Annotated in this window: 3 protein-coding genes; all 3 read left to right on the top strand. The window is 69.3% G+C overall.

Annotated elements, in window-relative coordinates:
• The first annotated feature begins 257 nt into the window (after positions 1–257).
• Positions 258–6,995: an SDR family NAD(P)-dependent oxidoreductase gene (locus ABZ348_RS34145; protein ID WP_358939824.1), complete on the top strand. Its 6,738-nt coding sequence runs from the start codon at positions 258–260 to the stop codon at positions 6,993–6,995.
• On the top strand, positions 6,992–8,176 hold the full coding sequence (locus tag ABZ348_RS34140) for an NAD(P)/FAD-dependent oxidoreductase (protein ID WP_358939822.1): 1,185 nt from the start codon (positions 6,992–6,994) through the stop codon (positions 8,174–8,176). The genes ABZ348_RS34145 and ABZ348_RS34140 overlap by 4 nt, the downstream gene beginning before the upstream one ends.
• 235 nt (positions 8,177–8,411) lie before the next feature.
• Positions 8,412–12,949 (top strand): beta-ketoacyl synthase N-terminal-like domain-containing protein (locus ABZ348_RS34135; RefSeq protein ID WP_358939820.1); only part of this gene is annotated, 4,538 nt, incomplete at its 3' end.

Here is a 12,949-nt window from a genome sequence, read left to right as displayed (position 1 = left end):
TCCACCTCCCCTTCACCTGGAACAACGTCACCCTCCACGCCACCGGCGCCACCACCCTCCGCATCCACCTCACCCCCACCGCCCCCAACACCATCACACTGACGATGGCGGACGGGGCCGGCAGGGCGGTGCTGACAGCGGACTCGATGGTGTCCCGCCCGCTGGCGGAAGGTCAGTTGCGGTCCGGTGGGGACAGCTCTCTGAGGGATGCGCTCTTCCTTGTGCGGTGGACGGAGTCTCCGACCGACGAAGGTGCGGTGCCATCCAGGATCGGACTGATCGGTGAGTGCGCCTTCGGTCTGGATGAGGCATTGCGCGCCCACGGCAGCGAGGTCTTGTCGTACGCGGACATCGCCGAAGTCGCCGGCGCTGAGCAGGTCCCGGAGACAGTCCTGCTGATCATCGCCCCCGGGAATGCGGAAGAGTCCGGCAACGGTGCGACGGACTCGCAGGAGTCGTCCCGGTCTCCCGTGGTCTCCGCACACCGTGCGACGCACGAGATCGCCGGGACCGTACGTGCTTGGTTGGCCGACGAGCGGCTGTCGGCCTCACGACTCGTGGTCGTCACCCGGGACGGTGTTGCCGGAGTGCCGGACGGTCGCCACGACCGCCTTGTTTCTGCAACTGCCCGCGGGTTCGTCCGTACGGCGCAGTCCGAGCACCCCGATCGGTTCGCGCTGCTCGATCTGGACCGTGATTGGTCGCCCGCCGCTGTCCGGGCCGCACTCGGCTCCGACGAGCCGGAGCTGGCGGTCAGCGGAGAGACCCTGCTCGCCCGGCGTTTGGCCCGGCCGGGCTCGTCCGACCTGGTGGTTCCCGGTGAGGGACCGTGGCGGCTGGATGTGACGGAGCGGGGCACCCTGGAGAATCTGGCGCTGGTGTCCGCGCCGGAGGCCGCGGAGCCCCTGGCCGACGGCCAGATCCGGATCTCGGTGCGCTCGGCCGGACTGAACTTCCGAGACGTTCTGATCACCCTCGGCATGTATCCAGGTGAGGCGCTGCTCGGTAGTGAGGGTGCGGGTGTGATCACGGAGGTCGGCCCCGGTGTGAGCGGGTTGGCTGTCGGTGACCGCGTCATGGGCCTGTTCTCCGGTGGGTTCGGACCGGTCACGGTGGCGGATCAGCAGGCGGTCGTGAGGATGCCGGAGGGCTGGTCCTTCACCGAGGCCGCCACGATCCCCATCGTCTTTCTGACGGCGTACTACGCGCTGGTCGACATCGCACGCGCCCAACCCGGCGAACGCGTCCTCATCCACGCAGCCGCAGGCGGCGTCGGCATGGCAGCCGTCCAACTCGCCCACCACCTCAACCTCGACATCTACGCCACCGCCCACCCCACCAAATGGCACACCCTCACCACACTCGGCATCCCCACCACCCACCTCGCCTCCTCCCGCACCCTCGACTTCGAACACCACATCCACACCGCCACCCACGGCAACGGCGTCAACATCATCATCAACTCCCTCGCCCACGAATACACCGACGCCTCCCTCCGACTCCTCCCCCACGGCGGACGCTTCGCCGACATGGGCAAAACCGACATCCGCAACCCCCACGACATCACCACCCACCACCCCAACGTCCACTACCAAGCCTTTGATCTCTATGAGGCGGGGCCCGCGCGGTTGCAGGAGATCCTGCGGGAGGTCGTGGGTCTCTTCGAGGCGGGGGTGTTGAAGCCACTGCCGGTCACGGCCTGGGACGTACGCCAGGCACCCGAAGCATTCCGCTACCTCAGCCAGGCACGCCACACCGGCAAGGTCGTCCTCACCGTCCCCACCCCCCTCAACCCCGACGGGACCGTCCTCATCACCGGTGGCACCGGCGGTCTGGGTGCACTCGTCGCCCGACACCTCGTCACCCAGCACGGCATCCGCCACCTCCACCTCCTCAGCAGAAGCGGACCCAACGCCCCCGGAGCCACCGAACTCCACAACGAACTCACCGCCCAAGGCGCCACCATCCACATCACCGCCTGCGACACCACCAACCGCACCGCACTCGAAAACACCCTCACCACCATCCACCCCGACCACCCCCTCACCGCCATCATCCACACCGCCGGCACCCTCCACGACAGCACCATCGAAACCCTCACCCCAGACCAACTCGATGCCGTCCTCCGCCCGAAGATCGACGCTTCCTGGAACCTGCACGACCTCACTCGTGGCCATGACCTCGCGGCTTTCGTCCTCTTCTCGTCGGTGGCGTCGACGTTCGGCAACCGTGGGCAAGCCAATTACGCAGCGGCGAACGCCTTCCTCGACGCCCTCGCCCAAAAGCGACACGCCCAAGGACTCCCCGCGTCCTCTCTGTCCTGGGGACTGTGGGCCGAACGCAGTGGTATGACCGGGCACTTGGACGCAGTCGATCTGCGGCGTATGGAACGCGGAGGAGTTCGGACGCTGTCCACCGAGGACGGTCTCGCCCTGTTCGATGTGGGTCTGAGCTCCGCGGAGTCGGGGCTGGTCCCAGTGCGGCTGAATCCGGCGGCTCTCGGGGAGCGGGCCCGTGCGGGAACGCTGCCCGCGCTCCTTCGTGGTCTGGTGCGGACGCCCACACGCCGTGCCGTCCGGCTCGACGGGCGCACCGAGGGTGGTGCGGGCACGCTTGCCGAGCGGCTGGCCGGGGCGATCGGGCCCGAGGCCGAGCGGATCGTCCTCGACCTGGTGCATGCCCATGTGGCCGCCGTACTGGGGCACGCTTCCACGGAGTCGGTGCAGTCCCTGAGAACGTTCAAGGAGGCCGGCTTTGACTCGCTGACGGCAGTGGAGCTGCGCAACCGGCTCAACAAGGCCACCGGGCTTCGGCTGTCCGCCACCCTCATCTTCGACCACCCGACCCCGCAGGCACTCGCCGACCACCTGATGTCCGAGGTGGCAGGGAACACCCGGCCCGGGCAGCGTCCCGCACCCGTGGCAGCGGCCGGCTCGGGTACCGACGAGCCGATCGCCATCACCGCGGTGAGCTGCCGGTTCCCTGGCGATGTCCGGTCGGCAGACGATCTGTGGACGCTCATCGCTGAGGGCCGCGACGGAACCTCCGACTTCCCCGTGGACCGGGGCTGGGACATCGAGACGATCTACGATCCGGATCCCGGGCGCCGTGGCAGGTCGTACACCCGCCGTGGTGGGTTCCTGGCCGACGCCGCGGAGTTCGACCCGGGGCTGTTCGGGATCTCGCCCCGTGAGGCGATCGCTATGGATCCGCAGCAGCGGTTGCTCCTGGAGACCTCCTGGGAGGCGATGGAGCACGCCGCCATCGACCCCGGGGCTCTGAAGGGCAGCCGGACCGGTGTGTTCATCGGGGCGAGCGGGGCCGACTACATCTCCCTGGGGTCCGGTGCCCCGGAGGAGGTGGAGGGGTACCTCGGTATCGGCAGTGCGGCAAGTGTGGCGTCGGGCCGACTGTCGTACACCTTCGGCCTTGAGGGCCCTGCGGTCACCGTCGATACTGCCTGCTCGTCCTCGCTGGTGGCACTGCACCTCGCCGCCCAATCCCTTCGCCAGGGCGAATGCGACCTGGCACTCGCCGGCGGCGCCACCATCATGGCGACACCGAATCTGTTCGTGGAGTTCTCACGGCAGCGCGGGCTTGCGGAGGACGGTCGGTGCAAGGCGTTCGCCGACGCCGCTAACGGTGCCGGGTTCGCAGAGGGGGTGGGGATGCTGCTCCTGGAGCGGCTCTCCGACGCCCAACGCAACGGCCACCGCGTCCTCGCGGTCATACGGGGCTCCGCCGTCAACCAGGACGGCGCATCCAACGGACTCACCGCACCCAACGGGCCGTCACAAGAACGCGTCATCCGCCAAGCCCTCGCCAACGCCCGCCTCACACCGCAGGACATCGACACCGTCGAAGCCCATGGCACCGGCACCCGACTCGGCGACCCGATCGAGGCGCAGGCGCTGCTGAATACCTACGGGCAGGACCGCCCCACCGACCGACCCCTCCACCTCGGATCGGTCAAATCAAACATCGGCCACACCCAAGCCGCCGCCGGAGTCGCCGGGATCATCAAGATGGTCAAAGCCCTGGAGCACGAACGGCTTCCGCGGACGCTTCATGTGGACACCCCGTCCACCCAGGTCGACTGGACCACCGGAGCGGTGGAACTCCTCACCGAGTCCCGTGAGTGGCCGCACAACACCGACCGGCCGCGCCGCGCCGGGATTTCCTCTTTCGGAATCTCCGGCACCAACGCCCACGTCATCCTCGAACAAGCCCCGGAAACCACTGAAGCGATCCCGTACACCCAGGAGACGGCCCCAGGGGCAACGGCTGCACCGCCCACCCCGGCCGCGATCCCCTGGGTGATGTCCGCCGCCACGGAGACCGGTCTGCGCTCCCAAGCGCTGCGGCTGCACGACCATGTGGCGGACCGGCCCGGACTCGCCGCGGAGGACGTCGCGTACGCCCTCGTACGGACCCGTGCCCGTCTGGACCGTACGGCGGTGCTCACCGGCGCGGACCGAGAGGAGTTGCTCGCTGCCTGTGTGCAGGTGGCGGAAGGCCGGTACAGCGGAGCGGTGACGGCCGTTCAGTCCGGTCCGTCCCAGGGGCGTACGGCTTTCCTCTTCACCGGTCAGGGCAGTCAGCGCGTGGGAATGGGCCGGGCTCTGTACGGCCGGTTCCCGGTGTTCAGCTCGGCGTTGGACGAGGTGTGCGAGCACTTCGGTGGCCATCTCGACCTGCCCCTGCGCGAGGTGCTGGGTCTCGGCGAGTCCGACCCCGACTCCGGTACGACGGGGCTGTTGGACCGGACCGTGTGGACACAGCCCGCGCTGTTCGCCATCGAGGTGGCTCTTCACCGGCAGTTGGAGGCGTGGGGTGTCCGTCCGGACTTCCTGATCGGGCACTCCGTGGGCGAGTTGGTGGCCGCGCATGTCGCCGGGGTCCTGTCGCTGGCGGACGCATGTGCACTGGTGGCTGCGCGGGGACGGCTGATGGAGGCATTGCCATCCGGTGGTGCGATGCTGTCCGTGCGGGCTGCGGAGGAGGATGTGGCCAAGCTGATCCAAACGGACGCCGTCCGCGACGTCGGCGACCACCCCGAGGCCACGGGAACCACCGGAAACAGCGGAGGTCGAGAAGCTGTCGGAGTCCCCGGGACCGTAGGGATCGCCGCGGTCAACGGCCCGGCCTCCACGGTGGTCTCCGGTGACGAGGACGCCGTCCTGCGCATCGCGGAGGCAGCCCGCGCCCAGGGTTGGAAGACCGCCCGATTGAAGGTGAGCCACGCATTCCATTCGGCGCACATGGACGGAATGCTCGATGCGTTCCGGCAGGTGGCGGAGGGGCTGACCTTCCACTCGCCGACCGTACCGATCGTGTCGAACCTGACCGGGGAGTTGGTGGGACCCGATGAGATGTGCTCCGCCGGGTACTGGGTCCGTCACGCCCGGGAGGCCGTCCGCTTCTTCGACGGTGTCCGCCGGCTGCACCGTGCAGGCGTACGCCGTTACGTGGAGGTGGGTCCCGACGCGGTCCTGACCACGATGGCGCAGGAGTGCGTCACGGGAGAGGAGGCCCGTACGGCGCGGTGCGGTTTCATTCCCGTACTGCGTCGTACGCGGGACGAAGCGTCGGCCCTGGTCTCGGCCGTGGGTCAGATCCATGCCTGGCACGGGGCGGTGGAGTGGGACGAGGTGCTGCCTTCGGCTCGGGCGGCGACACTGCCGACCTATGCGTTCGAGCGGCAGCGGTACTGGCTGGAGCCGGGCACCGGGCCCGGTTCGGGTCTGCTTCCGGGCATGGGCGGCGACAGCGGCGTACCCGTACGGGACGCCCTGGGGCCGGTGCTGCGGGATCAGGTGCGCGACCTCCCGGTTGAGGAACGGCCTGCTGCCGTGCTGGACTTCGTACGCTCCTGCGCCGCCGGAGTCCTCGGGCACACCTCTTTGGACGCCGTCGAGGAGGGCCGGGAGCTGCTGGAGTTGGGCTTCGACTCGCTCACCGCAATCGAGCTGCGCAACCATCTGTCGTCGGCCACCGGCCTCGAACTGCCCGCAACACTGCTCTATGACCACCCCACCTGCACGGGCATCGCCACCCGGCTGTTGTCGTGGCTCGACTCCGATGACACTGCGCGGGACGCAGCGCGGAACACCGGGCAGGGCGGCTCACCGAGCGGCGGAAGCATCGCCGACCTGTACTGGGCGGCCAACGACGCAGGACGGTACGAGGCGGCGACGGAGCTCCTCAAGGCGGTTGCGGCGCTGCGGCCGGCCTTCGGCACGGTGGATGCGGCGGACCATGCGCCGCGTGCTCTCCGGCTGGCGACCGGGGAGGGACAGCCGGTGCTGGTGTGTCTGCCGTCCTTCAGTCCGGCATCCGGGCCGCACGAGTACGCCCGGTTCGCGGCGGCCCTCGGCTCCACTCGGGACGTATGGGCCCTGCCCGAGCCCGGATTCTTGGACGGGGAGTCACTGCCCGGGAGCGTCGAGGCCCTGGCCGCCGCCCACGCGGAAGCGCTCACCCGCCTCTTCGCGGAGGCGCCGGACACCCCCTTCGTACTCCTGGGCAGGTCCGCCGCCGGATGGGTCGCCCACGCGCTCACGGAGCGGCTGGAGGCAGCGGGCCGGACACCGGCCGGGCTGGTGCTGGTGGACAGCTACTCCCCCGACACGCTCGTGGCGCGGGACTGGGTGCGGACGGCCATGACCAGGGCAACCTCGGGCCGGGAGAACGCACTCGTCCTCAACAACGAAACACGACTGGCCGCGACCGGCGGCTACGACATGATCTTCACCGACTGGGCACCGTCCGGAGTGAGCACCCCGACACTGCTGTTGCGGGCCGCCGATCCGTTCTCGGAAGAGCTGGCCACACTCGCCGCCGAGCACGGGGACTGGGGCGCCAGTTGGCAGTTCTCCCACGACACCGTGGCCGTGCCCGGCAACCACTTCACCGTCCTGGAGGACCACTCACAGGACACGGCCGACGCCGTCGACAGCTGGCTGCAGGGCCGCACACCAAGGAGCGCATCATGAAGACGGTCATCATCGGCGCCGGTATCGGCGGACTCGCCGCCGCCCTGGGGCTGATCCGGGCAGGACACCAGGTCGAAGTGTACGAACGTGGCGACCGGTTGCGGACCGAGGGCAACGGTGTGATCCTCTGGCCGGGCTCCACCGGAATCCTCGCCGAACTGGGCATCGAGACCGTGGGCTTCGGTCGTGCCATGCACCGCGGTGAGCTGCTGTCGTACAACGGCTCACTGCTGGTGTGGACCGACATGAAGACGATCAGCGAGCGGTACGGGCATGAAACCCTGCTGGTCCCCCGGGGCGGTGTGGTGGAACGGCTCGCGGCCGAACTGCCCGAGGGCACCATACGGTTCGGCAGCCAGTGCATCGGGGTGCGGACCGCCGCGGGCGGGGCGGTCGCCTCCTTCTCGGACGGATCCGAGGTTCACACCGACATACTGATCGGGGCCGACGGCTACCGGTCCGCCGTCCGGGAGACGCTCCACCCCGATCTTGGGGCCGCGTTCACCGGTGTGGCCACCTGGCACGGCATCTCTTCCGTACCGTCGGACCTCACGGACGGCAACACCGTACGGACCTACTTCGGAAGCATCGGCATCTGCGCCGTGCACCCGGTCGGCGACGGCCTGCTGCACTGGGCTTTCGAGGGGCCGTGGAAGCCCAACGGCACCAACGCGGGAAACGTTGACGGACCTCAACTTCCCCAATTGCGGAAGTGGTTCTCCGGGTGGGAGCCGGCGGTTGCCGGTCTACTGGACACACTCACCGAGGATGATGTCCATGTGTTCCCGCACGCACTGCACAAGGTGCCGCGCTGGTGGGGCCGGGGCCCGATGACACTCATGGGCGACGCGGCGCACGCCATTCCGCCGAGGGCCGGAATGGGGGCGAACCAGGCGTTGGAAGACGCCTGGGTACTCACTCAGGCGATCGTGGCGGGGAAGGCCGATCCTGCGGGCGCGCTCCGCGCCTACGAGACGGCCAGGGTCGGCAGGGTGCGGCGGGTCAGCAGCAGCGCCGGCTGGATGAGCCGCAGCAACAACATGCTGCTCATGCTGCGGATCGTCCGCCGGGCCATCCCGATGAACAAGCTGACCCACGCCAACATCAAGGGCAGCAGCAACTACCTCAACAACCACCGCGCGGAGCCGGTGGCTTCCGGCGGAGCCGGACCGAGGGTCTGACATCCGGGAGGCGGGGACGCCCGGTGCACAGCGCGTACCGAAGCCGTTCCCGCCCTCCTGCACCTCCTTTCCTCTTCTCTCCCGCGACATATGCGCGTCCTGCGATCTCCCCGGCATGGGACCGCCCGATTCCACCCGCTACTTCCTGCGCTCTTGCCTTCTGCGCTCTTGCTTTCTGCTTTCTGCTTTCTGCCACACCTCGTAAACCGATGACGGACATGATGGAGACGGTGACATGTTGCGTTCCGAGCTGATCCGACCGCTGCCCGAGCTGCTGGCGGCTCAGGCCGACCGGCATGGCGCCAAGGTCGCCTTTCGGGATGCCGACCGCGCCGTTACCTACCGGGACCTCGATGCCCGCACACGGCGGCTCGCGGGCCATCTGGCCGGGGAAGCCCTCGGCGTCGGTGACCGGGCGGCGATCGTCCTCGGCAACAGTGTCGAGGTCGTGGAGAGCTATCTCGCGATCACCCGGGCCGCCGCGGTCGGCGTACCGGTCAATCCCCAGTCGTCAGACGCCGAACTGTGCCATCTGCTTCAGGACTCGGGCGCCCGGGTGGTCATCACCGACCGGGCACGTCTGGACCAGGTGCGCCGGGTGACGGCCGGGCTGGGAACCGCGGTCACCCTCGTCGTCACCGGCTCGGTCGACACCGCGGCGCCGGGCGTCGACGGCAGCGCGAACGGCCCTGTGACAACTGTGCTGTTCGAGTCCTGGGCCACCGTGGAGCCGTCCACACCCGCCCCGGACAGTCTGGGCCTCGACGACACCGCATGGCAGCTCTACACCTCCGGCACCACCGGCAGCCCCAAGGGTGTGCTCTCCACACAACGGAGCTGCCTGTGGTCGGTGGCCGCCTGCTACGCTCCCGTGCTCGGTCTGTCCGCCGATGACGAGGTGCTCTGGCCGCTGCCGCTGCACCACAGCCTTGCGCACATCCTGTGCGTCCTCGGTGTGACCGCCACGGGTGCCACCGCGCACATCATGAGCGGCTTCTCCGCAGAAGAGGTCCTAGCCGCACTCCGCGCCCGTCCGCACACCATGCTCGTCGGCGTCCCGACGATGTACCACTATCTGCTGCGCGAGGCCGGGGCGTTCGACGCCGGTTCGCTCCGCGTGGGCCTGTGCACAGGAGCGGTCGCCTCCGCCGATCTCGTCGAGGACGTGGAACGCACCTTCGATCTGCCCCTGGTCAACAGCTACGGCAGTACGGAGACGTGTGGCGCCATCACCATGGCCGCCCCGGGTGAGCCCCTTCCGGCGGGTTCGTGCGGCAAGCCGGTACCCGGCCTCTCGGTCCGGCTGATCGATCCCGAGACCGGTCAGAACGCCCCCGCCGGCGCCGAGGGTGAGGTCTGGGTGAGTGGTCCCAGCCTCATGGCGGGATACCACCGACTGCCCGAGGTGACAGCGGCTGCGGTACGGGACGGCTGGTACCGGACCGGCGACCTCGCGCGCCAGGACGACAACGGCTGCCTCACCATCACCGGCCGGTTGAAGGATCTGATCATTCGGGCCGGGGAGAACATCCACCCGGCCGAGATCGAGGACATCGTCCGCCAGGCGACGGACAACGCGGATGTCGCAGTGGCCGGTGAACCCGACGAGGTACTGGGCGAGGTGCCGGTCGCCTATGTGGTGGCAGCCGCCCCCGGCACTCCGGAAACCGCCGTAGACGCCGGTCGGATCCTCGCCGCCTGCCGCGACAAGCTGGCCCACTTCAAGGTGCCGGAGCGCGTCTACCTCGTCACGTCGATACCCCGTACCGGCTCGGGCAAGGTCATGCGCCACGCGCTGCGCGACCAGCCCGCCCGCCTGCTCGGTACCCGGGCCACACAGTACGAAGCCCTCCTGGGCGTGGGCTGGCGCGACATCCCCGGCACCGACGGCAGGTCGACCGAAACACTCGAGACCGTGCGCGCCCCGCACCTGGCGGTTCTCGGCGACGACGAGATGGGACTCGGGGCGGACGGCGTACCGCTCCACGCCGATCTCGACGCGCTGCGCGCTTCGCTCGACACGACAGCCGAGACCGCGGTACCAGACATCGTCCTTGTACCGTGCTTGTGGGACGGCATCGGCGGTGGAGACTTCGGCGGCGCGGTCGCCCAGGCTGCCGAGTGGGTCGCCGGGCTCACGGAGTCATGGCTGGCCGACCCCCGGTTCGCCTCCGGTCGCCTGGTCTTCGCCACCCGCAAGGCCGTGTTCTCCGGACCGGGCGAAGATGTGTCGGGCCTTGTCCCGGCCCTGGTCTGGGGAGTGGTAAGGGCCGCGATGGCCGATCAGCCGGAGCGGTTCGGTCTGATCGACCTCGACGAAGGCCAGCCCACTCCCGAACTGCTCGCCGCTTTCGCCGCCTCCGGGGAGTCGCAGATCGCGGTACGGGACGGAGTGTTCCGGGCTCCCCGGCTGCTGCCCGTGTCAACTGATGCAACGACAGACGGGCCGGCCGCACCGCAGGGCGGGCCGGTCGATGCACGAGCCGATGCACCGACAGGTGGGGCTGCCGAAGGTTCGGCAAGCAGCTCGGGCGGGGATCCTTCGGGTCTCCCTGCAGCACTCGCCCGGGGAACCGTGCTCATCGTGGGGCCGGCCAACGGACGGGGAGGGGCGCTCGCCCGTCATCTCGTCGGTGCGTACGGCGCCCGGCGGGTGCTGCTCGCCGACGCTGGAGCCACCGACCCAGCGGACGATTCCCTCACCGCCGAGATGGCCGTACGGGGAGCGACCGTCACCGTCTCCGCCACATCGGCCACCGACCCCGAGGCCCTGGCCGGGCTGATCGGCTCGATCCCTGACGATGCGCCACTGGCCGGTGTCTTCCATGCCGCCCACCTGATGGACGGACGCGTGGACGGCGTGCTCAACCTCCACGTCCTGACGCGGACACTACCGCTGTCCGCCTTCGTCCTCCTCTCCTCGACAGCGACCGGCGCCGACGACACCCCCGGACCCCGAAACATCGCGGCCGGCGCCTTCCTCGACGTACTCGCCCAGCACCGCCAGGCGCAGGGGATCACGGGTCTCGCCCTCACCTGGGGGGACTCCGAGGACGCCGAACTCGTCACCCGGACGAGCCTGGACCAGTTGGACACCGCGCTTCGCGGGCAGCGTCCGCTGGCCGTGGCCGTCCGCCCCGGGGAACCCACTCGTTACCTCGGTGCACCCGTGAACCCGCTCGATCTGCTCTCCGCCCCTCCGGCCAAGGGGACGGCCCAGGAGCTGTTGGCCCGTTTCGCGGATGCCGACCCGGCGGAACAGCGGGAGATGGTCAGGGAACTGGTCCGTGCCGAAACGGCAGCCGTCATCGGATGGGAGAACCCGGACTCACTCGACACCGCGCTGGCCTTCAAGGCTCTCGGTCTCGACTCCAGGACGGCGGTGGCCCTGCACGGCAGACTGACCACGGTGACCGGTGTCCGCCTGCCCGTCACGGCAGCGTTCGATCACCCGACCCCCGCCCTACTCGCGGACGAGCTAAACCGCGTACTGACGGGTGCCCCGCGCTCGGTCGAGGACACCTCGTACTCCTCACCCTCCGGTCACGCCGGGGCACACCCCGCCGACGAGCCCATCGCCGTCGTCGGAATGGCCTGCCGCTATCCGGGCGGTGTCTCCTCCCCCGACGATCTATGGCAGCTGGTCGCCGAGGGCCGTGACGTCCTGGGGGACTTCCCGACCGACCGAGGGTGGGATCTCGACGCGCTCTACGACCCCGATCCCGAGACGCCGAACACCAGCTACACCCGCCAGGGCGGATTCCTCTACGACGCCGGCGGCTTCGACGCGGGGTTCTTCGGAATCTCGCCCCGCGAGGCCATCGCAATGGACCCGCAGCAGCGACTGCTGCTGGAGACCTCCTGGGAAGCCATCGAACACGCGGGCATCGTTCCGGAGTCGGTGAAGGGAAGTCGCACCGGTGTGTTCGCGGGGGTGATGTTCCATGACTACGGCTCACGGACCGCAGAACTACCCGAAGGCGTGGAAGGCTACATCGGCACCGGCGGCGCGGGCAGTGTGGCGTCGGGTCGTGTGTCGTACACGTTCGGGCTTGAGGGTCCTGCGGTGACGGTGGACACTGCCTGCTCGTCCTCGCTGGTGGCTCTGCACCTCGCCGCACAATCCCTGCGCCAGGGCGAATGCGACCTGGCACTCGCCGGCGGTGTGGCCGTGATGGCGACACCCAGTGTGTTCGTTGAGTTCTCACGGCAGCGTGGTCTGGCCGCGGACGGCCGCTGCAAAGCGTTCGCTGACGCCGCGGACGGCACCGGCTGGGGCGAGGGCGTGGGGATGCTGCTCTTGGAGCGGCTCTCCGACGCCCAACGCAACGGCCACCGAGTCCTCGCGGTGGTGCGGGGTTCGGCCGTCAACCAGGACGGTGCGTCCAATGGGCTTACCGCGCCGAACGGGCCATCACAGGAGCGGGTGATCCGGCAGGCTCTGGCCAATGCCCGCCTCACGCCGCAGGACGTCGACACTGTCGAGGCCCATGGCACGGGCACGCGACTCGGCGATCCGATTGAGGCGCAGGCGCTGCTGAACACCTACGGGCGGGGCAAGACAGCGGACCGGCCGCTGTGGCTGGGGTCCCTGAAGTCGAACATCGGCCACACGCAGGCTGCTGCTGGAGTGGCCGGGATCATCAAGATGGTCAAGGCGTTGGAGCACGGGCGGTTGCCGCGGACGCTTCATGTGGACGCTCCGTCGACGCAGGTCGACTGGACCACCGGAGCGGTGGAACTCCTCACCGAACCGCAGGACTGGCCGTATGA

This window comes from Streptomyces sp. NPDC005963 (genome assembly GCF_040638655.1).
Taxonomy (GTDB): domain Bacteria; phylum Actinomycetota; class Actinomycetes; order Streptomycetales; family Streptomycetaceae; genus Streptomyces.
Note: the sequence above shows the minus strand (reverse complement) of the source record. Positions and strands in the feature narration are given on the sequence as shown.

What these genes read in the sequence shown, in the direction of transcription:
- ABZ348_RS34140 (WP_358939822.1), top strand. Translation starts at nt 6,992, where the DNA reads ATGAAGACGGTCATCATCGGCGCCGGTATCGGCGGACTCGCCGCCGCC.